The organism is Nocardia sp. CA-119907 (genome assembly GCF_050955995.1).
Lineage (GTDB): Bacteria > Actinomycetota > Actinomycetes > Mycobacteriales > Mycobacteriaceae > Nocardia.
Map to the genome: position 1 here is coordinate 4,812,030 of NZ_CP192091.1, position 23,829 is coordinate 4,835,858.

At 64.0% G+C, this 23,829-nt stretch carries 23 protein-coding genes and 3 pseudogenes; 15 read left to right on the forward strand and 11 right to left on the reverse strand.

The features are described 5' to 3' along the window. Positions 1-1,163: 1,163 nt before the first annotated feature. The 6 genes and pseudogenes from ACQP2D_RS21235 to ACQP2D_RS21260 all read right to left on the reverse strand — a co-directional run bounded on the left by ACQP2D_RS21235 (position 1,164) and on the right by ACQP2D_RS21260 (position 5,835). Positions 1,164-2,651: pseudogene (locus tag ACQP2D_RS21235) on the reverse strand (Mu transposase domain-containing protein). 451 nt (positions 2,652-3,102) lie between these two features. Further along, complete coding sequence (locus tag ACQP2D_RS21240; RefSeq protein ID WP_433685459.1) at positions 3,103-3,537, reverse strand: YbaB/EbfC family nucleoid-associated protein; 435 nt, start codon at positions 3,535-3,537, stop codon at positions 3,103-3,105. Beyond that, positions 3,534-3,809, reverse strand: a complete 276-nt coding sequence (locus tag ACQP2D_RS21245; RefSeq protein ID WP_433685460.1) for a hypothetical protein — start codon at positions 3,807-3,809, stop codon at positions 3,534-3,536. Before ACQP2D_RS21245 ends, ACQP2D_RS21240 begins: the two co-directional genes overlap by 4 nt. A 3-nt stretch (positions 3,810-3,812) precedes the next feature. Continuing rightward, positions 3,813-5,135 carry a hypothetical protein gene (locus ACQP2D_RS21250; RefSeq protein WP_433685461.1) on the reverse strand — a complete coding sequence of 441 codons (1,323 nt, stop codon included), beginning with the start codon at positions 5,133-5,135 and terminating at the stop codon, positions 3,813-3,815. A gap of 86 nt (positions 5,136-5,221) precedes the next feature. Further along, complete coding sequence (locus tag ACQP2D_RS21255) at positions 5,222-5,518, reverse strand: WXG100 family type VII secretion target (protein WP_433685462.1); 297 nt, start codon at positions 5,516-5,518, stop codon at positions 5,222-5,224. Then, positions 5,515-5,835, reverse strand: coding sequence for a WXG100 family type VII secretion target (locus tag ACQP2D_RS21260; protein ID WP_433685463.1), 321 nt, complete (start codon positions 5,833-5,835; stop codon positions 5,515-5,517). Before ACQP2D_RS21260 ends, ACQP2D_RS21255 begins: the two co-directional genes overlap by 4 nt. Positions 5,836-6,224: 389 nt before the next feature. On the opposite strand from ACQP2D_RS21260, the pseudogene ACQP2D_RS21265 reads away from it, so the two are divergent. From ACQP2D_RS21265 to ACQP2D_RS21280, 4 genes and pseudogenes are all read left to right on the forward strand, one after another. After that, positions 6,225-6,479: pseudogene (locus ACQP2D_RS21265) on the forward strand (HalD/BesD family halogenase); the annotation flags it as partial. Positions 6,480-6,654: 175 nt separating this feature from the next. Next, a complete protein-coding gene (locus ACQP2D_RS21270; RefSeq protein WP_433685464.1) occupies positions 6,655-6,828 on the forward strand; it encodes a hypothetical protein in 174 nt (57 codons plus the stop codon). 117 nt (positions 6,829-6,945) lie between these two features. Beyond that, positions 6,946-7,197 carry a recombinase family protein gene (locus ACQP2D_RS21275; RefSeq protein ID WP_433685465.1) on the forward strand — a complete coding sequence of 84 codons (252 nt, stop codon included), beginning with the start codon at positions 6,946-6,948 and terminating at the stop codon, positions 7,195-7,197. Next, positions 7,188-7,565: a hypothetical protein gene (locus ACQP2D_RS21280; protein ID WP_433685718.1), complete on the forward strand. Its 378-nt coding sequence runs from the start codon at positions 7,188-7,190 to the stop codon at positions 7,563-7,565. Before ACQP2D_RS21275 ends, ACQP2D_RS21280 begins: the two co-directional genes overlap by 10 nt. A gap of 47 nt (positions 7,566-7,612) precedes the next feature. Here the strand turns inward: ACQP2D_RS21280 and ACQP2D_RS21285 are convergent, their stop codons facing one another. Further along, complete coding sequence (locus ACQP2D_RS21285) at positions 7,613-8,065, reverse strand: hypothetical protein (protein ID WP_433685466.1); 453 nt, start codon at positions 8,063-8,065, stop codon at positions 7,613-7,615. 8 nt (positions 8,066-8,073) lie between these two features. Continuing rightward, on the reverse strand, positions 8,074-8,811 hold the full coding sequence (locus ACQP2D_RS21290; RefSeq protein WP_433685719.1) for a recombinase family protein: 738 nt from the start codon (positions 8,809-8,811) through the stop codon (positions 8,074-8,076). On the opposite strand from ACQP2D_RS21290, the gene ACQP2D_RS21295 reads away from it, so the two are divergent. Continuing rightward, positions 8,743-9,117 carry a hypothetical protein gene (locus tag ACQP2D_RS21295; RefSeq protein WP_433685467.1) on the forward strand — a complete coding sequence of 125 codons (375 nt, stop codon included), beginning with the start codon at positions 8,743-8,745 and terminating at the stop codon, positions 9,115-9,117. The two genes, ACQP2D_RS21290 and ACQP2D_RS21295, sit on opposite strands and share 69 nt — an antisense overlap. A gap of 17 nt (positions 9,118-9,134) precedes the next feature. Here ACQP2D_RS21295 and ACQP2D_RS21300 read toward each other — a convergent pair whose 3' ends face one another. Together ACQP2D_RS21300 and ACQP2D_RS21305 are read right to left on the reverse strand one after the other, a co-directional pair. Beyond that, positions 9,135-10,037, reverse strand: coding sequence for a pentapeptide repeat-containing protein (locus tag ACQP2D_RS21300; protein ID WP_433685468.1), 903 nt, complete (start codon positions 10,035-10,037; stop codon positions 9,135-9,137). After that, positions 10,034-10,387 carry a hypothetical protein gene (locus ACQP2D_RS21305; protein WP_433685469.1) on the reverse strand — a complete coding sequence of 118 codons (354 nt, stop codon included), beginning with the start codon at positions 10,385-10,387 and terminating at the stop codon, positions 10,034-10,036. The genes ACQP2D_RS21300 and ACQP2D_RS21305 overlap by 4 nt, the downstream gene beginning before the upstream one ends. 500 nt (positions 10,388-10,887) lie before the next feature. Between ACQP2D_RS21305 and ACQP2D_RS21310 the strand changes: the two genes are divergently transcribed. After that, the gene (locus ACQP2D_RS21310) at positions 10,888-11,547 is read left to right on the forward strand and encodes a hypothetical protein (protein WP_433685470.1); all 660 of its coding nucleotides are present in this window, start codon (positions 10,888-10,890) and stop codon (positions 11,545-11,547) included. A 602-nt stretch (positions 11,548-12,149) separates the two neighbouring features. Here the strand turns inward: ACQP2D_RS21310 and ACQP2D_RS21315 are convergent. Next, positions 12,150-13,097 carry a helix-turn-helix domain-containing protein gene (locus ACQP2D_RS21315; protein WP_433685471.1) on the reverse strand — a complete coding sequence of 316 codons (948 nt, stop codon included), beginning with the start codon at positions 13,095-13,097 and terminating at the stop codon, positions 12,150-12,152. A gap of 153 nt (positions 13,098-13,250) precedes the next feature. Here ACQP2D_RS21315 and ACQP2D_RS21320 point away from each other — a divergent pair, with 153 nt between their 5' ends. The 9 genes and pseudogenes from ACQP2D_RS21320 to ACQP2D_RS21360 form a co-directional block, all read left to right on the forward strand. Next, positions 13,251-14,324 carry a carbon-nitrogen hydrolase family protein gene (locus tag ACQP2D_RS21320; protein ID WP_433685472.1) on the forward strand — a complete coding sequence of 358 codons (1,074 nt, stop codon included), beginning with the start codon at positions 13,251-13,253 and terminating at the stop codon, positions 14,322-14,324. Between the two features lie 157 nt (positions 14,325-14,481). Continuing rightward, entirely contained in the window at positions 14,482-15,660 is a 1,179-nt protein-coding gene (locus ACQP2D_RS21325; RefSeq protein WP_433685473.1) for a histidinol-phosphate transaminase, read from the forward strand. A 554-nt stretch (positions 15,661-16,214) separates the two neighbouring features. After that, the gene (locus ACQP2D_RS21330) at positions 16,215-16,631 is read left to right on the forward strand and encodes a hypothetical protein (RefSeq protein ID WP_433685720.1); all 417 of its coding nucleotides are present in this window, start codon (positions 16,215-16,217) and stop codon (positions 16,629-16,631) included. A 45-nt stretch (positions 16,632-16,676) separates the two neighbouring features. Next, complete coding sequence (locus ACQP2D_RS21335; RefSeq protein ID WP_433685474.1) at positions 16,677-18,857, forward strand: cytochrome P450; 2,181 nt, start codon at positions 16,677-16,679, stop codon at positions 18,855-18,857. A gap of 470 nt (positions 18,858-19,327) precedes the next feature. Continuing rightward, on the forward strand, positions 19,328-20,803 hold the full coding sequence (locus ACQP2D_RS21340; RefSeq protein WP_433685476.1) for a 2-hydroxymuconic semialdehyde dehydrogenase: 1,476 nt from the start codon (positions 19,328-19,330) through the stop codon (positions 20,801-20,803). Continuing rightward, positions 20,800-21,606, forward strand: a complete 807-nt coding sequence (locus tag ACQP2D_RS21345; protein ID WP_433685477.1) for a 2-keto-4-pentenoate hydratase — start codon at positions 20,800-20,802, stop codon at positions 21,604-21,606. Before ACQP2D_RS21340 ends, ACQP2D_RS21345 begins: the two co-directional genes overlap by 4 nt. Further along, on the forward strand, positions 21,603-22,628 hold the full coding sequence (locus ACQP2D_RS21350) for an acetaldehyde dehydrogenase (acetylating) (protein ID WP_433685478.1): 1,026 nt from the start codon (positions 21,603-21,605) through the stop codon (positions 22,626-22,628). The genes ACQP2D_RS21345 and ACQP2D_RS21350 overlap by 4 nt, the downstream gene beginning before the upstream one ends. Next, positions 22,625-23,395: a 2-keto-4-pentenoate hydratase gene (locus ACQP2D_RS21355; RefSeq protein WP_433677678.1), complete on the forward strand. Its 771-nt coding sequence runs from the start codon at positions 22,625-22,627 to the stop codon at positions 23,393-23,395. Before ACQP2D_RS21350 ends, ACQP2D_RS21355 begins: the two co-directional genes overlap by 4 nt. Continuing rightward, positions 23,392-23,820: pseudogene (locus tag ACQP2D_RS21360) on the forward strand (RidA family protein); the annotation flags it as partial. The gene ACQP2D_RS21355 and the pseudogene ACQP2D_RS21360, both read left to right, overlap by 4 nt. Positions 23,821-23,829: the final 9 nt, after the last annotated feature.

The window sequence follows — 23,829 nt, forward strand, 5'->3', positions numbered from 1 at the left end:
AGCAAGATCGCCTGGACTTCGAAGCAATCAGTCGCCGGATGGCCGAACCGCCCGAGACAGCGCAAGTACACATGACTGGAGCCTACGATGCGAAACCCATTGCCGCAGCGCCGGTACTGACCGATCGTGGCCAACGTCCGAAAGTACTACCGATCCGGCAGCGTCGACTCTCTGTCCACGAACTTTCCTGCAAAGCAATGGATTACATGACGACACGAGTCGTTGCCGATTGATCCTCATCGCGTCTTTCGGCTACCATCGGCGGCACGCGCGCCCGTCACCAACGGGCTTCCGGCGAGCGTCCTTTCGATATGGCCTCGCATGGCAGCGAAGTCACACAACACGTGTGAAATCGACGATCACCGCTGCCCAGAATCGAGCCGAATCCGTTGCAGAGCAGACACACGCCCAAATGGTGGACCTTGACCTGTGCCCCGCAACGACTGCTATTCAATCTCTCGCTCCGACAAGACCTTTCCAGCGGTGGGCCGACCCGAAATCTGGAGGGGACGGGTCGGCCCTCCCCTTGGAAGGTATTTCGCATCAGCTCGAAAGAACGCACTCGCCCCTGGGCGCCAACAGCCCCAGCGCAACCGAAGAGACCACCCCATGACCACGATGAACCCCACTCGCGTCCAGCCCAGCCGCGCCCTGAGGCCTCGAATCAGCATCACCGACATCGTCGCCACCTACGGAATGCACGCCATCGAAACTCGCATCGCAGTCCTGCGGGCCTCCGGGCAGCACCACGCCGCCACCGTCATCGAGCGCGAACTCCGACAAACCCGACGAGACCGGACGGAGCAATCTGAAGGACACACGCAGTGATCGGATCCGATCTCGTAGCCTCCCTTTACCGCGCAAGATGAGCCACCTGCGGACGCAAATGTAGCCAGCCCACTGAACCGCGAGCATTCGGCCGCCCAACGAACTGAGTAATCTCGCGGTCCACATGACGCCGTCCGATCAGCATCATTCGGTACATGAGCGTCTACGTAGCTGTCAATGGCCACTTTCAGGTCGGGGGGCCAGCGCTGGGTTTTCGCGACCGCTAGCACCTCGAATGCGGTGCGGCGGACCGCCGCCCCGGCGCAGGCCTGCGTCGAGATCGGCGGCCAGTTCCGGAATCGGTTTGGGAGCAACCGTTTTCGATCGTTCTGGGGTCATGATGCGCTCCCGTCGCGAGTGATCTTGTAGGCGTCCAGGGAGCGGGTCGCTGTGGTGGGCAGGTCCAGCACCAGCGCCTGACCTGCCTGGCGAGGCAGCGGGGTGCCGGTGCCGGCGGCGAGAATGGAGCGGACGTCGGCGGCGCGGAAACGCCCAAACGCCACCGCCCGCCGTAACGTCGCCACCAACACGGCTTCACCGTGAGCGGCACCGAGCGCGAGCAGGATCTCCAACTCCGCGCCCAGGCGGGTGTCCTGATCGCGGCCGCACCGACCAAGAACGCCTCGGCATCGTCGCCGAGCGCGCAGAACTGTTGCTCGACAGTAGTTTTCGGACGCGGACCACGGCTGGGCGCCGGACGCGGTCCGTCGTAGTGGTCATCGAGGATCGACGCCTCACAGGGAGCAACGAGTTCGCGCTCGGCCACGATCACCCGGGTGGCCGGTTCGAGCACCAGCAGCGCACCGACATCGATGATGACCGCGACTTTTTCGCCGATCAGCCGGGTCGGCACCGAGTAGCGGGCCGACTCGTAGCGAACACACGAGAGCCGGTCGACGGTGCGGGTCACCGCCGGTGCGCCGATCTCGAGCCGCAGCGACGGCAACGGCGCCAACAACTCCCGCTCGAGGGCCAGGCGTTCGTCCGGGATCGCGCAGATCTCTGAATGCACCAGTGAATTCACCTCCGCGCACCACGCTTTCGCCGCCGTGTTGGCCTCCCGCAAGCTAACCGCCCGCCCGGTCATCGCAGCCTCGGTCAGCAATGGCACCGCCAGATCCCGCTGCGCATAGCCGCACAGGTTCTCCACGATGCACTTGGACTGCGGATCGTTGGCATAACACCAATCCGGTATTGCGTTGCGAACCTGACATATTCGGCAGTCGGGACAACTACGTTCGCGACCACCCCACCTTTCAGGCAGCCCATCCGATCGGCCAGCGCCCTCGCGGGAACCCCGCCGATCATGGCGAACGCCTCGGCGATTAACGCCAGCGTCGTCGACTGGCGCTGATCGGCAGCGAACGCGACAACCGCCACCGCGAGAACGCCAGCACCGCACAAAACAGCTGCAACCCGGGCGCGGCCTCGGCCCAATCGATCACCAGATACTCACCCGGCGGCCACACTGCCGGACGACGGCCTCGGTGATTATCGGTGCGCCACAACGCTTTCTGCTCGGCAACCAGCCGACGGAAATTCCGTGGTGACCCTCCGTAACCGGCAGCCCGCGCCGCCGGCAACAGTCGCTTGGCCGAGATCCGGCCCTTCGACTTGGCAACCCGTTCGGCGACCAGATCCCGCACCGAATCGTAATTGCGGGACCGCAGCGCCCGCTCCGGCGGCCGGACACCGGACTCGACCCGCTCGATGACCCGCTTCATCGTCTTGTGCGTGGTGCCGCACAACTCGGCAGCACCCCGATAGGTTCGGACCTCTCGATAGGCGGAAATGATGTCCATTCGCTCCCTCGCAGACTTCAATGGAACTCCCTGGGCAGTGACGGATGACAGTTGGCGCTATCACCGTCACCGCCCAGGCCACGAGCTCCGGGCATGACACGACGAGCAAGGGGAAACGGGGACTTCTACCTGGCCGCCAGCGGGGACCTACAGATGGCCACCAATGGGGACTTTCTCATGGCCACGGACACGCCGCGAGGGACAGGTCATCCACTGTCTGTCCCGTGCAGGACGGTCGCTCAGCCTGCCCTAGGTGGTGGTGGCGCCAAGGTGATCATCGTGGGTCCGGCGGGGGCCTGTCTGTTTGACTACTACGGCGAGAGCAAGGAATACCTGGCCCCGCTGGTGGCGTACCGGAGTCGATTCGCAGACCTCGTCGCTCGGGCTGAGCAGGGTCGGCCCGGCTCTGACCCTGCTCAATCTCGGTAGCGATCGCACCGAGGTTTCAATTGCGTAGTTGTTGCTGAGTAGGTTAGGTCCGCCAGCCGTGTTGGTTCATGCGTTCGAAGTAGGCGTCGTCGGCGGCTTGTATCTCGGCTTCGGATCTCGGCCAACGCTGTTCGTCGGGGGTTTTCTGTTCGCCACTACCCAGATGTTGGAGTTGGTCGCGGATCCTTGGGTCGGCTTTGTTGACCAGATGCTTGACCTTGGCTTTTGCCTCAGCTCGTGCCTTGCGGTGGCAGTCTCGCAGCACCGCGGCGAGTTGGCTGCCGGGCGAGCGCATAGCGCCTGGCGCGATCTGGATATCGGTGATGTCGCCGTCGGCGTCGACCTCGACGAGTACTCCGCGTACTTCGCCGCGGCCCCGCACGACAGCGATCGCCGAGGCGAGTTGCTCGCTGTTGCTGCGCATCTCGGCAAGTTCTCGCTGAAGTTGTCGTTCCCATTCCTGAATGTCTGTCGTCACGGTAGGCGGAGACCTTTCTCGACGGGAACGGAATAGACCACGTCGCCGGGTTCGATCCGAGACGACACCTCGGCGGAGAAGACGAGCGAGAACTTGCCCGGTGCCGGCTGATGGAAGTCGAGCGCTTCCAGAACCCCCCGATAGGTTGTTCCGTCCTTCTTCTGCAACTCGACCTGCTCGCCCACCGCGAAATCTCCGACTACCCGGCCGACGACGAACGGATTCGGTCTGAAACTCACTGGGAAAATGTCTTCGACGTAGAACTCACTCATTGCTCATTCCCCTTTCCCCGCGAGATATCGTTGCCAGAAGGCTTCATCGGCTGCGTATGCTTCGTCTTCCAGTTCCCTCGTCACCCCTGTTCCGACTCTGCCCTGCGCGTACTGGTCGATGTGAACCCGTTCGTGTACTAAGTTCCGCAACAACGTCTGTTCATCGGCGAATGCGCTGGGGGCCAACGCAATATGTCCTGGAGCGGTGCTGGCGCTAGCCTCCATGTAGTCGAAATAGCGCACGTCGTCGGCGGAGCTGGCCACGTCCACGCGGATGCCCTTAAGGTCGACACCGGCCCGCCGGGCGTATTCCTCGATGGTCTCTTGGGTCATCGGCAGATGGTCTCCGCTCTCGAGCACCTCCCGGTTCGTGCGGGGCCCCATTCGGGAGAAGAGCTGGCCGTCGGTCAATACGGCGTCGCGTCGTGCGAACGGGGTCATCTTGATCTTGGCCGCGCTGACCCAGTTTCGGACCTTCTCGAACAGAGGTTTGAGTCGTTCGGCGAGTGGCTTTATGACGTCGGTGACCAGCTTGGTCAGTTTTGTCGCGAGCTCGCCGATGAACGTCGTGATTCGGCGGGCGCGGATCGCGATACGTCCTGCCAGGGCCGTGTTGCCTACCCATTCCGACAGAGTCGCGGTGAATGGCGCGAGCACTGCGAACGCGGTCTCGGCCGCTGCGGTTTCGATAACAAGGTTTCGGAGTTCCTCAAGGATCTTGTGGTGGGCTTCGTCGAGGTGGTGGGCGTACTCACCGCAGGCGTCGCCCAGTGTTTGACAGGCATCGGCCAATGCGTTGAAGTCCGCTTGCCGGGTCTGGCAGGTACCGGCGGCGATCTCGATCTCGGGTGACTGCTGATTATTGAGAAACTCGACAGCCTGCGGGGCTTGACCAGCGACGGTGCGGTAGTCGGCTGCGGCGGTGTGCCACGCGGACTTGGCGGCGTTCAATTGGTCCTGGTGGCCGTTCGGCCAGGCGAACCCGACAGCGTCTTCGAGGATCGACCACCCGAATGGTTCAGGGATTCCGTCCCCGCCCGCCGATGGCGCGCTTTCTGGCAGGCAAGGATCCATCGACAGCTGGGGTGCGGTGGGCGGTTGTGGATCGGCTGGGTTCGCACCGGTCTCGGCGACCTGGTGGTTGTAGGCTCCCGCAACGATCAGGTTCCTGGTCTGGCCGCACGCGGTCGCCAGCTTGGATGAGGTCGATATCGCAAGCCCGGCGGCCTCGTCGTAGCCTGCCGCCCATTGACCGCCGACGCTGTCGCTGCCAGCCATCCCCGCGTACGCGGTCAGCACCGTCACCAACCCGGAGTGGGTGGTCACAGTGTCAGTGGACATCTGACCGAAGACCTCACCAGCAGAGGTGTATTCCCCGTTCCGGTGAACAATGAGCGGCACAGTCGGTGTTGTCACTGAGGCCACATCCCCACGTTCGTTCGAACCGCGGTGGTGTAACTGTCGTGTGCTCGGCGGGCCACTTCACGCAGCTCATCGAGATTTTCCCGCATCTCTGCGGCACCGGCCATCCAACTATCGTGGGCGGCCCGCTGAGCCTGGGCTGCCTTGCTCGACCACGTCTGGTGCAGGTCAGCGATATGCCGGTCGACTTCGGCCAACCAGCCCTCAACGGTGCGCCCGAACTCGTCCATCGTATCGATCGCGGCATCGAGCTGCTCGAGATCGACGCGGTAATCATCACCGGTCACGGCAGATCCAATCCCTGTAATCCGGCGATCGCGTCCCGATTGGTCGCGTCACGCGCCTCGTACTGGTTCGCGGCTTCAGCGAGGTTCGCCGAGGATTCCTCCAGCGCGGCGACGACCGTCTCGGCACCGTGCTTCCACTCGAGCCACGATTCGTCGTAGGCGCTGGCCGCTTTGCCTTGCCATCCGTCGGCGAGCAGTTCCTTGCCGATCGTGTCGTCGAGCTTCTTCAGCTCGTCTCGGATCGCCTGGGCCTTACCCGAGGTAAATCGTGCCGCCTCGCGTAGCCGGTCCACCTCGACCTGGAGCTCCCCGGACACCCCGCCTCCCTCCCTCGTGCAGCTCGCCCCTGAACTATATGACGCAGAGCGCACCCGCCCGGTTCCACACCATGGCGTGCCTGGACAGCTGGGCCCGTTGAACCGGCTGGCGGATGTTGGGCTACTCACTCACGAATGGGTCAGCCGGTTTTAATGAGTCCCGGCTGGTGCACCGGTCTCCGCCGCGGCACTGGAAGGACCCCCACCTGAGCGGCCGTACTCGTCGATCATGCTGGCAGGGACGCTCTGGTTGGATAATGCGTGGCGGCGGATGTGCGGCTACCGAAAAGTGTGGAGGGGACTTGTTGGCGGATCAGCGATTGGTGTGGTCGGAGGACGAACTGGACGGGTGGGGCGCTCAGGCACTGGCTGATGATGCGGGGATCACGATGGCACGCAAGGAGTTTGAGTGCACTGGCTACGTCGCGGTGTCACGGTTGTTTCCTGCTCAGCTGCGGTCGGCGGTCGCCTCCGAAGCGATCCGGTTGGTAGAGCACAGGGGTTTGCGGCGTAATCTCGTTCTCGCTGCGACCGGATACACGCCGCGGCGGATGCGGAACGTGACTCGGGCCGACATCGCGTGCGACGGTTCAATGGTCGAGGCGATCTACGATTCCGCGACGATGACACGGCTGCTGTCGGCTGTGGCAGGGGAGCCGGTATTTCGGTGTCCGTACGAGCCCGAACAGTTCGTGATCACAGCGGGCGCGGGCGTTGACCGATCGGTATGGCGAGATTGTGGCCGAGTTCTTCGATGTCGGTCAGTCTCGGTCGATTCCATGGAAACGTCGACCGCAAGCGACGCGGCTGCTGGAGGCGATGCGGGACCCGGATCGTGGTTTCGACGCGGTGGTGATCGGCGAACCGCAGCGAGCGTTCTACGGCAACCAGTACGGCCTGACCTTCCCGATCCTCACCCACTACGGCCTGCAGTTATGGGTACCCGAGGTCGGCGGTGCCGTCGATCCGACTCCGAGGCCCACGACTTGGTGATGTCGGTGTTCGGGGATATGAGCAAGGGCGAGCGCAACCGGATCAAGATACGGGTTCGTGCGGCGATGGCCGCCCAAGCCAGCGTCGAGGGCCGCTTCCTGGGCGGGCGGCCTCCGTATGGATACCGGGTTGGCCGACGCGGGGCCGCATCCGAATCCGGCCAAGGCCGCCGACGGGAAGCGGTTGCATCGGTTGGAAACCGATCCGGTGACCGCACCGATCGTGCAACGGATCTTTGGCGAATATCTCGGTGGTCGAGGGATTTTCGCGATCGCGCAGGCGCTGACCCGCGACGATGTCCCCTCGCCGTCGGCCTACGAACCGACACCGCCCCGGGGCTGGCCTGGTCCAACGACGCGATGCGGGTGATCCTGTCCAACCCTCGCTACACCGGGCGGCAGGTGTGGAACAAACAACGCAAGACGAAATCCTCATCGATGTCGAGGACATCGCTTTGGGGCATGAGACCCGGATGCGATGGAACGACCGTGACCAGTAGGTCTTCTCCGATCACCCGGTGCACGAGCCGATCATCGACACCGACACATTCGAACGCACCCAGCAGATCATGGCCGCGAAGGGAGCAGGCCGCGCGACACGGGAACGGCACCGCACCCACCACAGCTACATGTTTCGCGGTCGGCTGCGGTGCGGGCTGCGCCAGCGGCGGATGCAAGGCCAGCGAAGCCGGGAGATGCTGCTCCACCGATGCCGGTACCCCAACGAGTACGCCCTAGCGAACAAAGTCGTCCATCCCCGCAACGTGTATCTTGCCGAACGGGATCTACACGGCCCGCTCGATGATTGGCTGGGCACCTGCTTCGCCCCGCACCGAGTTGCCGAGACCATCGATGCCCTCTACCAGGCCCAACCCGACCATGACCTCGACGCGTCGGCGGCGGCCGTCGCGCAGGCGATCGAGGATTGTGACCGGATCCTGGCGCGACACCGGGCAGCCTTGGAGGCCGGTGCCGACCCGCATCTGGTGGCGCAGTGGATGGCCGAGGTGCAAGCCCGCCGCGCCGAAGCCCTCGCCCGTTCGCGGCCCATCACAAGGCAACGGCGAATGACCAGCGAAGAGAGCGGCTGTCTCATCAAGGAACTCGGAGATATCCGGCACGTGTTGTCCGGGGCGGATCCGGTGGACAAAGCCGAGGTCTACCGACACCTCAACCTGCAGATGACCTACCACCCCGCAAAACGAACCGTGCGGGTCGAGACATCTCTCGACCCGCACGGTTGGGGTTATGGTACGTGTCCGGAGGGGGTATCGACCAGTACGCCAACTTCCTGCAACACCGAAAACTGCTGGTCATCGGCAAATAGCGGTGGCGTGGCGGTTCTGGTCCGGTTACTGCAGGTTTGTGCCCCCGGCGCGACGCGTCGAACATGGGAACGGGAACGACCTGCGGTTTTCGGGTGGGCGACTGGTGATCGCAGCCGATTACCAACTATGGACGGCCCCAGCGGTGATGATGAGACCACTCGAACTCCAAAGTGGGGGTAAGGGTTTCGAGACCCCTTAGCTCCACCAGAGGTTGCATTGCACGAACCATTGCCGTTGGGGCCGTTACCGCAGGAGCGGTACCGCCCCAACGTAACGAGGTCGCGCAGTTTGCGGGAGAAGCGGTCGACGCAGTAGACCACGAGCACGTCGATGAGTCCGGCGCGGGCGGCTTGCAGGGCGCGTTGCAGGCCGGGCCGGTGGGTGCTCGCGCCGGAGGCGTCGTCGGTGAAGGAGACCGTGTGTCGCCAGCCGGGTTGAGAGTCGACATAGGAGTCCAGCCGGGCGTCTTGGGCTGATGAGGTCGGCGAGAACGGTGACGGCGTGAGGGTTAGGGTCGATGTGCCGCCGGTCGGCCGTAGTGAGATGCTTTGTCTCGCTGACTGATCCGATGAGGAGTTGGTGCTGTTATGGGGGTTCCCGTTGGACGCCCGCTTGCTGTGCGGACTTTCGGGCGGCCGAAAAGTTCGCTGGCCCAGATCGTGACGGCGGTGGCAGCGGTCGCTGTGCTCGCGGTGGCGCTACTGGTGTTGGATGCCGAGCGGAGTACACAGGACACGAACGCGGCCCAGCCGGTCTCTGACAATGCAGCCGTGGAAGCTCTGTGCCTCGACTACGCGAGGTACGTCATCGACGAGTACCGCGCTGGTCTGACGGTGGACCAGATCAATGCGACCCTGACCCAGGCTGGACGAATCAGCGGGGCAATACCGGGCCCGCAGTACGACGTCCTGACTGCCTGCGGCAGTGCCAGCACGGTCCTCCATACCGCCGGACTCAAATAGCGAGACCATAGTTTGATTCAACGGCGCGGCAGGAGGGTCGCGTCAGCGCGTTCATGGTCGTTGCCGTTGTTGCCGACGATCTTGAATTCCTCGGGCCCGCTCGGGACCGACATGCGGATGATTCGTTCGTGCCAGTCCGGTGGCCATTGTGTCTCGACCGACCAGCGCAATCCGTCGAGGTCCACGTCCTGCAGGTTCGCCTCGCGCAAGTCTGCTCCTCGGAGGTCGGTGAGGACCTCCTCGATTTCATGCAGTGTGAGGTGCAAGCGGATGCACCAGGCGGTCAATACGCTGGCGAGCCGCGGCAGCTTCTCGGGCGAGGTGTAGGAGCTGATGCTGGCATCGACGAATGCGGCGAGGTGGTCGCGGCCGTGGATCTGGGTGAGCCCGAGTTCCTCGAAAGCCGTCTGCAGACTGGCCGGAATCGATTCGAAGAAGCCCGACAGATACAGATACAGCTCTTCGATAGCGAGAAGCACCTCGCTTGCCTGGTCAGAGACCTGCAATGCGCGTACTCGCCGGGCCTCGCGTGTTTCGAAATACTCTCGCCACCCACTGGGCGGTGGCAATGCCCGAGACGATGTTGTCTCATACAGCTGCCTCGCCACGTCGACCAAATTATCGGCCATCTCTTCAGCCTCACGGAGATCATCGCCGCGCACGCTGTGCAGCGGCAGCCGCTGTCGCAGGGGGATACGCGAGCTGAGGTCCACCGCCGGACCGGCAGCGTCGTCGCCGTTGGTGGCGGCATCGGCGGGATCGAATACGGCTGGTCCTTCCGGAAGCCGGTATCGGGTAAGTGAGGCCCAATACCGTTGCAGGAAGCTATAACCGGCTCGTCCACGCGGTGTCCCGGCAGGACCGGACGCCGGTCGGGTGAGCGCGGCCAGGTATCGGTGCTCGACGTTCGTGCTGATCATTGTGTCTTCTTCTGATCCGTCAGCTCCGTCAATTCTCCCATCGATCGGACCGCACCGATCTGCCCAAGCAGCGCAGGCGCCGCCGCGCCAACCGCAACAGCCGCCAACACGGTGGTGACCTGGCCGTGGAACAAGCCACCGGCGGCGGCCCCGAGTACGAGGCGTGTGGCAGCCGCGGCAGCATCGGGCATCGGATCGATGTACCGATTCCAGTGCGGCAGAGCTGTTCTCCGCGCTGCCCGCGCCTTCCTGCGCGCCTGCCGATATTCGTTCAGGTTCGTCAGGAACGCGACCACTTCGACGACCAATCCACCGGCAGCGCCGGCCATCACAGTGGTGATCCAGTTCACCGGCGGTCTCCTCGAGATCTCCACGACACGCGGGGATCACGGACCCCCGAACCAAGATTATGGCCCGTAACCGCCTGTGGCCGTGGCAGTCTCGCAGGCATGGCGAAGGGGACGCTGCTAATCGACGTGACGGGATCTCCGGATCTGTGCCGCAGGGAATCGTGGGGCCCACGTTGCACTTCCTGACACCTTGAGGATTTCTGGGCCTGCCCGGATAGCCACCGGACACGACCCTCGCCGTAGTCGGGCGCACTGTTGGTGCAGCCGGTCTCACACGGATTTCCGGTCACACGTCACGATCTTTCCCGTGGCGCTGGGGATCTGGTGAGCAATTCACAGGCAGAGGTTATTCGGATTCGGAACGTGAGGCGAGCTCCGAACAGGCCCTTGACGTGCAGATATTGGATGTCAAGGGGTCGAACTCCGTACCGGACTAACCTCTACGGGCAAGAAGAACTCCTAATGATGGAGCGGCCGGCCAGGTCGCTATTCTCTGCGATGTGCCCATTCAACAGACGGTCGGGATCATCCTTGCTGCTGTGGTCGCAGCGATCAGCATCCCGAAACTTCTGGAGGAATTCTCGGCACGAGAGCGTCTGACGCGGCGACTCAGCAGCATGCTCAGTGTGACCGACAAGCTTCAACACGATGGAGCATTGTCGGTGATTTCGACCGAGACCGACCAATTGGCACTACGTCTCGCCTCAGTGATTGCGATCAGGCCGTCTCGGCGAGACTGGGTTGAATCGGTCGTGGCCGGTCTTGCACCAGGCGTATGGGTGCTTGCTACTAGCGTGTGGCCTTTTCGAGGGATGCTGAACGAGCATCATTGGCTGAGTACTTCAGTGCTCGCAGTCAGCCTTGTCGCTGTTCAACAGGTGAGCCACACAGTGGCGACCAGACTAGGAACGTTGCACTACAACCGGCAGCTCTATATCAAGCTCGGTGCGCCAGCCGATCCGCCTCTGCTCAGCGTCCCGACGATCCGCGACTATCTGCTGAGACCAACTCTCACAGCGGATTTGATACTCCGGATCTCGGAGGCCGCAAAACGGAAGACTGACGAGGATGGACTGAACGTTCCGTTGGTGGACCACGTTCGTGCGGCGATCCTGGATTGTGAGCAGCGGTTCTACCGTCGTCAGCCTCGGCCTCGGTAGGTGCAGCCCTTCCTATTGGGCTGGGCGCCGCAGCTGCACGTCGCGTTGCAGTTCGGCTTGAGTGATGAGGCGAGACATAGGCTCTCATGCATTCGGCACATTGGCGAAAGCTCAACGGGCAGAATGACACTCATGACCCGATTCGTGCTCTCATCGGATCGACGTGGCGAATTGGCTTCGCTTCTTGGTGGCGAGTTCCGAAGCGGACTAACCTTCGGTGGGAAGAAGGCTAGCGGGCCGCTGTGTCGACACCGACACTGCCCGAAAGGTGCTGGGGCGCGAGGCTTTCGACGCCCAGGCGCGAGTGGGTGCCGACACGCCGGACCTGGCCCGGCTCGTCGCGGGAGTGCCGCCACCGGACAATCCCGGAAATGAGCGCCCGGTGTATTCGACACGGAGGACGGCCTCACCGCCGCTGAGCAGGAGGTGGCGATTCTGGCTGCGGCAGAATCTTCAGCATCTCCCACCGCAGGCGGTTCAGAAGGTCGATCGTGCGCCGGGCGTCGGCCGAGGGTAATCACCGTGTCCGGTCCCGGCAGCCTTGACCTCGCAGGTTGGGGCGCGCGGTCCCGCCGCGGCGAACAGCATGCGCGGTGTCCAGCTCAGGCGGCTGGTCGGCGGACGCGGTTTCCGGTGGGATCACTCGGCCCGGTCCAGTCCCGGCGCCATTCGCGTGGCGTAACCCCCTGGCTGCGTCGAAAGGCCCGGGTGAAGGTATTGACATCGTTGAATCCGGCCAGGTGTGCGATTTCGGCGACCGTCGTCGATGTTTCGCGCAGTAGGCGCAGCGCCTCCTCGAGCCGGAGCTGACGCAGATATGCGGCCGGACTTTCGTCCGACCGGGCAAACAACTGTTCCAGATACCGGCGCGACACCGCGTGCGCACGAGCCACCGCGGCCACATCGAGATCCGGGTCCGTGAGGTGGCGGCGCATGTAGGCGCGGGCTGCATGCAGCAGCGCGTCCCCGCTCAGCGGGCGACTGCGGCCGTCGATGTAGGGGTGTAGAACAGCGGCGAAGAGCTCGATCGCGGTGTCTGCGAGTTGGTCGGCGGTAGCAGGCGGGCAGCCTTCCGCGAGGACTCCGGTCATCAGATGGGCCAGAACCGTCATTCCCGGGGTCCGACCTTCGATGAGCCGCCCGGTCGCCTCGCGCAACGCCGCCTCGCGCAGACGCAGGCGTGCCCGGGGAACCTGGAGAACCAGCTCGCTCATCGGGGAATCGAAGCGCCACCGATACGGTCGATCGGTCGTGCAGATCGCACCGGTATTCGGCACCAACCTCGCCGTGCGGCCCTCCTGCTCTGCCCATCCCGTTCCTGAACCATGCAGCGCGAGGAAGACATCATCGCGAGGGGCAGTGGCGATGTGGGAGTCGAGCCGTCGGACGACGACGGGCGTGGCGGTGATACGGGAGATTCCGATACCGGCGAAACTGGCCTGCCGGATAGAGCCACGGAACGTGTCATCGACGCCCACACTCACCGGGACGAAAGCGTCGCTGCACACCGCGGACCACTCTTCGGGGCGGGCGGCCTGAAGCTTCTGCACAGCGGGACCGTACTCAGACATCGTTACCGCCGCATGAAGCCGAAACGGCCATTCGCAAATCGTCGTTTGCCGTGCGTTCCACGCCGAGATTCTGCCGCATACCCGCACTTAGTGTGATCACCGGTACCTCCAGCGCCGACCGAGGGATAGAGCATGACGATAGCCACTGTGCGGGCAGCCGTGGTACAGGCCGAGCCGAAATGGCTGGACTTGCAGGCCGGCATCGGCCAGATCGTCGATCTTGCGGCCGAGGCTGCCGATTGCTGGGCACAGATCATTGCCTTCCCTGAAACCTTCGTCCCTGGCTATCCGGTGTGGATCTGGCTCGACTCACCTGCCTGGGGTATGCAGATGGTGCCGGCATATACCGCGAATTCGATGAGCCGCGACGGCGCTGAGATGGCCCGGGTGGCCGCAGCGGCAGCCGAGCACGACATCACGATCGTGTTCGGATTCAGCGAGCGCGCCGGCGGCAGCTTGTATATGGCGCAGGCCGTGGTCACTCCCGCGGGCGATGTACACGTGCGGCGCAAGCTCAAGCCGACCCACGTCGAGCGATCAGTGTTCGGTGAGGGCGACGGGAGCGATATCGCGGTATTCGATACACCGCTGGGCCGGGTCGGCGCTCTGAACTGCTGGGAGCATATCCAGCCGCTGACCAAATATGCGATGTACAGCCAGGGCGAGCAGATCCATGTCGGCTCCTGGCCCAGCTTCTCGCTGTACCGCGGTGCGGTACAGGCGCTCAGTGCCGAGGTCAATAATGCTGCCAGCATGATGTATGCGGTGGAAGGACAGGTTTTCGTCCTTGCCCCCTGCAGCGTCATCGGCCAGGCCGGGCACGACCTGTTCTGCGATAGCGAGATGAAGAAGCAATTGCTGCTCCAGGGCGGCGGATTCGCCCGGATTTTCGGCCCGGAGGGCAGTTCACTTGTCGAACCACTCCCGGAAACCGAGGAAGGCATCCTGTACGCGGATCTGGATTTCTCGCTCATCGCCCTGGCGAAAGCCGTCGCCGATCCGGTCGGACATTACGCTCGCCCCGACGTTTTCCAGCTGGTTTTCAACCGCAACCCGGTGAAACCCGTGATGACGGGCCACCTCCCGGCACACGATGCCGACAGCGGCGAACGAGTGACACCGGCGGCAGACCCCACTGGAGCACCGACGGACGACGACCGGGGGGCTGCCGGATTTCCGCGCATGCCCCGACCCGAAACGGTCTGAAACGTCGCGCATCCGACTCGCAAGGCAGCGCACAGGATTCGCGCCCATGATGCCGGGCCCTGTTCACCGGTTGCGAAAAGCGCCGTTCTTTCCTATGCCCGGATCTCTACGATCCGGCGTCGGCGACCTCAGCGGTTGATCATCGAGAGCTATACAAATGACCGATACTTTGTTCGATGGCGCGGATCCGCACCGAAAGCCTACGACTGCCCCATTGGGTGTGCGGGCCGAGACCGCCCGGCTGCCGTTGCCTCCGAGATTGCGCACGGCGTCGCCGTACGGCGCCCCGCAGCTGCCCGCGCAGGTCCGGTTGAACGTCAACGAGTCTCTGTTCTCGCCATCGTCCCGGTTGCTCGATGATGTCGCACAGTCGGTGCGGGGCGCGGCCGCGAATACGCACCGCTATCCCGATCGCGAAGCCCACGCGCTGCGCCGTGATCTTGCCGACTATCTCACCCGAGCCACCGGAGTCTCCGTCTCCCCGATCAATGTGTGGCCGGCCAACGGCTCGAGTGAGGTCCTTCAGCAACTACTGCTCGCCTTCGGCGGTGCGGGCCGCTGCGTCCTGGGGTCGGTTCCCTCCTACTCCATGTACCGGATTATCGCGGAATATCTCGGCGCCGAGTGGATCGGCGTCCCCCGGCGGGCGGACTTTTCACTCGATATCGACGACCTGCTGACCGAGATCTGCCGGCGTCGGCCGGATGTCACCGTCATCACCAGGCCGCACAGCCCCACCGGGCACAGCTCGACCATCGCCGAGATCGAACATATTGCCACCGCCGCGCCCGGAATCGTTGTGGTAGACGAGGCATATGCCGAATTCTCGGCCGCGACCAGCGCTGTCGCCTTGATCGACCGGTTTCCCACCAAAGTCGTCGTAACCCGAACCCTGAGCAAGGCATTCGGCTTCGCTGGTGGGCGACTGGGATACCTGGTGGCAGCACCCGCGGTGATCGACGCCTTGCGTCTGGTGCGGTTGCCCTACCATTTGTCATCGCTGACCCAAGCCGCTGCCCGTGCGGTACTGCGCCATGCCGACGATATCCTCGATGGCATCGCGGAAGTGCTCGCCGAACGCGACCGGATCAGGCAGCATTTGCGCGATCAGGGGTTCCATGTCGTCGACAGTGACGCGAACTTCATTCTCTTCGGCGGTTTCGCCGACGCGTCGCAGGCATGGGCACGCTATCTCAACCGCGGTGTGCTGATCCGTGATGTGGGGCTGAACCACCATCTACGGGTCACGGTCGGTACCCGCGCCGAAAACGATCGATTTCTCGCTGTCTCGGCGCAGGTCGGTCCGGCCTCCGAGCAGGTCGACCACCGACGGTAGCCGCGTGGCGCCGAGGTCCTGCCGCGCCGCCGTCCTCCCTCCTGGGCGTCATGACATACGTCCGCAGAGTTTGGCGAAGACAGGCTCTGCGACTGCGGACGCCAGGATGCCGTCGGCCCAACTGGAGCCATGACAAGAGCGTCGATGAACCAGTGGTGGTCGGTGCCGAACAGAGTAGTTCGATCGTTGCCCTGAGTGTCCAGCGCGGTGAGCCGCAGCGATAGGGCACTCCAGGTGGACGGTTGCGAACACAGCAGTGAGTCCCCAACTTTGCCGGCACCAATGCCGAGGTCCATCATCGCTCTGAGTAGTAGATCGCGGAGCCGTTCGCAAATCGTCGGTTGCCGTGCGTTCGACGCCGAGAATCGGCCGAACGCACACGCCTAGTCTGGGCACCGATACACCCGGTACCGATCTAGGGACAGCCCATGGCTTTTCCGCTGGCCGGGTGGCTGTCCGGTCCACGCCGAAATGGCGGGACCTGCAGACCGGTATCGGCCAATTCATTCGCCGTGAAGCCTTCCGGCTAGTTTGACAGGAACATCGAGATGGATATGCACACCGAAACAGCTGCTGTCTTCTTCTGTGCCGGATTGATCTTCTGGTGGGCGCTGATCCTCGGCGTCTGGAAATGGCAGGCCATGGTGAAGTCGCCCGACGGCTGCGCCCACCCCTATATCGATATCGCGCACCGCTCCGCGCTGCTGTATTCGTTCGCGACGGGATTGATTGCGGTATTCGTCGAGTTCTCCGGCTGGCCGTCCGGGGTGAACATTGCCGCTGCGACCGCGATAATCGTGCTGTTCGTGGTGACGATAGCCAACTACGTCCGAATCGGCATACAGCGCAGCACCGACAATCAGATGCGCAACCCGCCGCCGTCGATGCGTTTCGTACTCGCCGCCCTGATCCTGGGCGAGATCGGGGGATTCACTGTTCTGCTTGCTGGATTCGCCGCCGCCCAGTTCTGATCCCACGCAGGTCCGTAGGCACACTCTCAGCAGCAAGGCAGTCCATTGAGCACTATTCCAGCCAACTCCGTCGCTCCGCATCAGAACGCAGCCCTGATCACGCTGCTCTCGCCCGAAGGCCGCGCTGACCCCTATCCGCTCTACGAACAGCTGCGTGCGACCGCTTCCGGTCTCGTCGCTCCATGGGGTGCGCGAGTCTTCATCGGTTTCGCGGAATGCTCGAAAGCGTTGTCGCATAGCGGATTACGCACCCTGGGTGCCCATTTCATGCGTCAAAGAGACGCGGGCACATTGTCGCGGGCATCTCAAGAGGATGCCTGCGCCTCGTTGGTTCTGGTCGACGGTGAACGGCACAGATCCATGCGCAGCGCATTCAACAAGCCATTCACCGCGCGTGCGGTGAATGTGTTGAACGAGCGCGCCCATGACATTGTCGCGCAGTTGTTGGATGGCTTCGCTGCGCGCGTAACGGAAACCGGTTCAGCGGATTTCGTCGAACTCGTCGCGGGTCCGCTCCCGCTGAAGGTCATCGGACACATTCTCGGGCTCCCAGAGGACGTGGAGCCGCATATCGGTGCTCTCACCGCCGCATACAGCCGGGTCATGGACATCCTGCCCAGCCGTCGGACGCTGGACGAGGCCGACGCGGCGGCCTTGGAACTGCGTGACATACTCTCCGACCTGCTCAACACGCGCCGCCGCCAACCTCGAGACGACTTCCTCAGTCTTCTGGCGTCCGAGGAAGTGACGCGACTGGACAGGCACGAAGTGATCGCCAATATCGAACTGTTGCTCATCGCCGGTACCGAAACCGTGACAGGCATGCTGGCCAACGGTGTCGATGCGCTCATCACCTATCCCGAGCAGCAGGACTGGCTGCGAGCTCGACGTGACGACGCCGGTCATGTCAAACGAGCGGTGGAGGAGATCCTGCGATACGACCCGCCGGCCCAGCTCGTCACACGTATCGCCACCCAAGACGTCGTCATCGGCGAGGAGAGCCTGAACGCCGGTGACATCGTCCATCTACTGCTCGGTGCCGCGCACCGGGATCCGTCCTTGGTGATGCGACCGGACACACTTGATTTCGCCAATGCACCAGCGGCGTCGTTGGTTTTCGGTGGTGGCCCACACCACTGCCTCGGAGCGTCCCTGGCCCGCCTCGAAGGCGCGGTACTTTTCCCGCATTACTCGACCGCTTCACTGATCTGCGGCGTGCCGGCCCCGGCGTGCGTGCGGGGGGACTCAACATCAGATCGTTCGACTCTCTGCCGGTGTCGGCCGTGCTGCGGCGGCACACGGGCGACACGGCGTAGGCGAGGTACCGTGCCGATGAATGGCAATCTGTTGGGCCGCACGTATGCGGTGAGCGAGACATACGAAGTCAGTCGCGAGATGATCCGGGCCTTCGCGGACGCGATCGGCGATCCTTCCCCTCCGTACCGCAGCCAGGAGGCTGCGCAAGCAGCAGGTTTTGCGGATGTGCCCGCGCCGCCGACGTTCCTTGCCCTACCGTGTTTTCGGTTTCTGCACACAGCCTTCGCCGACCCCGATCTGGGCTTGGACCCAAACCTTTTCATCCACACGACGCAGGAGTTCGTCCATCACCGGCCGGTCTTACCCGGTATGAATCTCAGGGCCGAACTCACAGTCGATGCCCTGCGTGAGGACGATCGCGGACAGTGGCTGACGCTGCGCACGGAGGTGTCTTCCCTGGCGAACGATGAACTCGTGTCCGTCGCGTGCACCGAATTCCTTTCTCCCGCACCGCGGGCACGCACCGCCGCGCGCACTGCCCGTGCTGCGCAATCGGACTTCGCCGACCTACGTGAAGATTCCCCGATGTCTACGGTGCCGATACACCGGCTGGACCTGATCCGGTACGCCGGTGTGTCGGGCGACTGTCATCCGGTCCATTGGAGCGACGCGGCATCGCGTGCCCGCGGCTTTCACGGGGTGAGCGCGCAAGGCATGTTGGTCATGGCCAAGGTCGGCCAGGCGCTGACACGCTGGGCGGAGGGCGATCCTACCCGCATAACCCGTTTCTCGGCACGGTTCCGGCGCCGCGCCTACGTGCCCGAGACCCCGCAGGGAGTACCGCTCACAGTGCGCGCACAGCATCTGAACGGCAGGAACGCACCTCAGCGCTACCGGCTGACAGGCCACCTGGACGATTCGGTCGTACTGATGGGAAGCGCAGACCTGCGGGATGCCGTCGTAGGCTGAAATCCGATCTGGAGGATGCGTCCCCCGCACTGAATAGCCCCGGGTTGAGTCCGATGCATGCATGGCGGAGCGCGGCACGACCCAGTGGTGGACGTATTGCGCACGGGGCAACGGGCCACCTCGTCGCTCGATACGCTCGGCCACCGGCACTCTGGCATCACCGAGGCCGGTGGGTGCAGCACATTGACGCGGGGGATCACGGAGCCTCGTCGGCTGCGCGCTCCTGCCGAGGTCGGATAGCGAGTTTGCGCTGTGCGTGCCGGTTATGGGCGACACGGTCGCGCCGTTCCCAGTGCCTTCCGATGCCGACCCTGCTGCGAGTCGTTCGGCGGACTCGCCGGCCAGGCTTCCGGATTGCCCCGCGGTCGCCGCCGAGGTCTGCACCGATGCCTCTCCGATATGTGTTGTGAGCATAGGTGACGAAAGAATGTGCATTTGTTGGACATGGTTGCGAGCTCGATTATGGAGCCATGGGCGCATTAGGCGAAGGCTGGATTCGCAATTTCGTCGACGGCGGGTTCGTAGATCCGGATCCGCAGCACAGCTTCGACAAGTCCGACCCTGCAACCGGTCGCGTATTCGCGCGGGTCCACGAGGCGGACGCCGCACTGGTGGATCGCGCGGTCGGCTCGGCGCGGCGGGCATTGGACGCCGGCTGGTCCCATACCCCGGTGTCCGAGCGTGCGGAGTTGTTGCGGCGGACGGCGGATCGGATCGCGGAGCGGTTCGAGGAGTTCGTTGCGGCGGAAGTTGCCGATACGGGCAAGCCGATCACCCAGGCGCGTGAGCTTGATGTGGCGCGGGCGGTGGCGAACTTCCGGACATTCGCAGATGTGGTCGCGGCGGCAGGGCAGGAGTCCTACATCACCGATCTCGCTGATGGGCGACGCGCGTTGAACTATGCGGTGCGCAAGCCGCTGGGGGTGGTGGCGGTGATCGTCCCGTGGAATCTGCCGCTGTTATTGCTGACCTGGAAGGTAGCACCCGCATTGGCTTGCGGGAATGCGGTGGTGGTCAAGCCGAGTGAGGAAACACCCTCCACAGCAACACTCTTGGCGGAGGTGTTGCAGGAGGTTGGGCTGCCGGCAGGCATCTACAACGTCGTGCACGGCTTCGGGAACGGATCGGCGGGGGAGTACGTGACGACGCACCCGGGTATCGACGGGGTGACGTTCACGGGGTCGACAGCGACTGGTTCGCGGGTGATGAAGGCCGTTGCGCCGCAGGTGCGTCCGGTCTCGTTCGAGCTCGGAGGCAAGAACGCGGCCGTCGTGTTCGACGATGCCGACGTCGACGAGGTGCTGAGCGGGTTGACTCGGTCGGTATTCGCCAACACCGGGCAGGTGTGTCTGTGCACCGAACGGGTGTACGTGCAGCGCACCATTTTCCACGAAATAGCGTCCGGTCTGGTCGAGCGGGCGCAGCGGCTCCGGCTGGGAGCCCCGGCGGATTCCGAGACGACCACAGGTCCGCTTATCTCGCAGTCGCACCGCGACAAGGTGCTGAGTTACTTCGCGCTCGCCGAGCAGACCGGGGCGAAGGTGCTGACCGGCGGAAATATCCCGGATCTCGGTGCGGCATTGAACGGCGGCTCCTGGATCGAGCCGACGCTGTGGACGGGGCTGAGCAACGCCGACCGTGCGGTGCGCGAGGAGATTTTCGGGCCGGTGGCCGCGCTGATCCCGTTCGATACCGAAGCCGAGGCCATCGGGTTGGCCAACGATACCGACTACGGCCTCGCCGCGTCGGTGTGGACGAACGATCTGCGGCGCGGTCACCGGGTCGCCCAGACGATGCGAGTCGGGATCTCCTGGATAAACACCTGGTTCACGCGGGAGTTGCGGTCGCCGTTCGGCGGCGTCGGGCTCTCCGGGATCGGACGTGAGGGCGGGGAATCGTCACTGCATTTCTACACCGAGCCGACGAATGTGTGTGTGCAACTATGACTTCGACACTTGTATCAGCAGCGATCGACGCGGCCGCGGATCGTCTGATCGCGGCGCACGCGAACCGGGTCGCCGTGGCTCCGGTGCGGGAGTTCCTGGGCGAGACCGACATCGCCGCTGCTTATGAAGTGCAGCGGCGACTGATCGCGGGGCGGGTCGAGGCCGGTGCCCGGATGGTCGGCGCGAAGATCGGGCTGACGGCACCGGTGGTGCAGCAGCAGTTCGGTGTGTTCCAACCGGATTTCGGGGTGCTACTGGATGACATGATGTACGGGCATACCGAACCGGTGCCGAGGCGTCTACTCCAGCAACCGCGCGCGGAGGGCGAGATCGCCTTCGTCCTCGGGCGTGATCTCGACCGGCCCGGGATCACAACGGTCGATGTGTTGCGGGCGACCGAATTCGTACTGCCGGCGATCGAGATCGTCGATTCGCGCATCGCGAAATGGGATCTTGCCATCACCGATACCGTCGCCGATCACGCTTCCAGTGGTGTTGTCGTGTTGGGGGCAACACCGTATTCGCTTATTGGACAGGACCTTTCGCGGGTCGGCATGATGCTCGAACGCGACGGTGAACCGGTTTCTTTCGGGGCAGGTCATGCGTGTCTGGGATCTCCGGTGGTCGCGGTGACATGGCTGGCGCGGCAGTTGTGCAGTCGCGGACAACCCCTGCGCGCCGGCGACGTGATCATGTCCGGTGCGCTGGGGCCAATGGTACCGATCACCGCCGGCGGTCGGTTCCGGTTGCACCTGGACGGACTGGGCACCGTGGACGCGGTGATCGAAGGAGACATCGAATGAGCAGGGAGACCACAAGTGCGGTGCCCGTGGCGGTGATCGGGTCAGGCAATATCGGTACTGATCTCATGATCAAGGTGATGCGGTTGTCGCCGACTCTGCATATGGGCGCGATGGTCGGTATCGACCCGAGATCCGACGGGCTTGCCCGGGCCGGGCGACTGGGAGTCGCCACCACGCACGCAGGCATCGACGGACTCGTGGCGATGCCGGAGTTCGCGGATATCCGGATCATCTTCGACGCCACCTCGGCCAAGGCACATCTGCGCAACGCCGAAATCGCCCGAGAGCACGGCAAAGTGATGATTGATCTGACTCCGGCCGCGGTCGGTCCGTTCGTCGTGCCGTCGGTCAACCTCGAGGCGCATGTGCATGCCGACAACGTCAATATGGTGACCTGTGGCGGACAGGCCACGATCCCGATGGTGGCGGCCGTCGCACGGGTCGCGCCGGTGGCCTACGCCGAGATCGTGGCGTCGATCTCCTCTCGCTCGGCGGGGCCGGGTACACGGGCGAATATCGACGAGTTCACCGAAACCACGAGTGCGGCGATCGCGGCCGTAGGTGGCGCCGAGCTGGGTAAGGCGAATCCACGCCCACGAGAATCTGTCGCTGTCGGTCGCCAACAGCGTCACCGCGGTACAGCACGGCGCCGAACGGGTGGATGTCGCGCTGGCGGGGCAAGGAGCCGGCGCGGGCAACTGTCCCGCCGAACCCTTTGTCGCGGTGGCGGAATTACTCGGCTGGGACCACGGGTGCGACCTGTTCGCATTGCAGGACGCTGCCGACGACATCATTCGCCCGCTGCGCACCCGGCCCGTGCAGGTAGACCGCGAGACCCTCTCACGCTGGGCTACGCGGGGGTGTACTCCAGCTTCCTCCTGCATGCCGAACGGGCCGCCCAGCGCTACGGCATAGACACCGGGGAGATCCTGCTCGAGGTCGGGCGGCGCCGCCTGATGGGCGGACAGGAAGACATGATCGTCGACATCGCACTCGACATCGTCGGAAGTGAGAACTCATGACCACCAACATCATCGACATCGACGAACTTGCCGAGCGGCTCGACACCGCGCAGCACACCGTGTCGGACACAGCCAGCCTCGCCGACAGTCATGACATCGACATCAACGATGCCTATCGGATTCAGAACGCGGTCCTCGCCCGTCGCCTCGGTCGCGGCGAGTTGCCGGCCGGGATCAAACTCGGGTTCACCAGTAAGGCGAAAATGGCGCAGATGGGCGTTTCCGAGGTGATCGTCGGACAACTCACCGACGCGATGCGGATCGCCGACAGCACCGACGTGGACTTGTCCCGATTCATTCATCCCAAGATCGAACCGGAGGTCGCCTACCGCGTGGCTCGGGATGTGGACCTCGATGATCCGAGAGTCGATATCGAAGCGTGCGTCGACGCGGTCGCCCCTGCCATGGAGATCATCGACTCGCGCTACCGCGACTTCCGGTTCACCTACACCGACGTCGTCGCCGACAACACCTCCGCCGCGGCGTTCGTCATCGGCCCCTGGCAGCCGCTGCACGATGTCGCCAACCGCGCGGTACGCCTGGAGGTCGGCTCCGACGCGGTCACCGGGTCCACCGCCGCAATCCTCGGTCACCCTGTCCGCGCGCTGCACGCACTGCACGACATCGCTCGCCGTCGCCGGATCCCGCTCCGTGCGGGTTATGTCGTCCTTGCCGGTGCCGCTACCGCTGCGCTGCCGCTGACCGGAGGCGTCGCGACCTGTGAAATCACCGGCCTGGGCCGGATTTCGGTGAGGGGGGTCCGATGAGCTGGAGCAAGGTGAGCGATGAACTCGCCACCCCGCGCGGTCGGTTTCCGCACGTGAAGGTGGCGGGCGATTTCGTCTACGTCTCAGGCACCAGTTCCCGCCGGCGCGACAACAGTTTCATCGGAGTCGAGGTCGACGAGATGGGCACCACCAACCTCGACATCCGCGCACAGACTCGCGCCGTGATCGAGCATATCGGCGCGATCTTGGCCGAGGTCGGCGCCGAACTGTCCGACCTGGTCCAGATCACCACTTACCTGGTGTCGATGAACGACTTCAAGGGCTACAACGAGACCTATGCCGACATGTTCGACGACAGTGGCCCCACCCGCACGACTGTCGCGGTGCACCAACTGCCGCACCCGCACCTGCTGATCGAAATGCAGGCCATCGCCTACTTACCCCCGCATCGCCGCAGCCGATCAACCCACGGA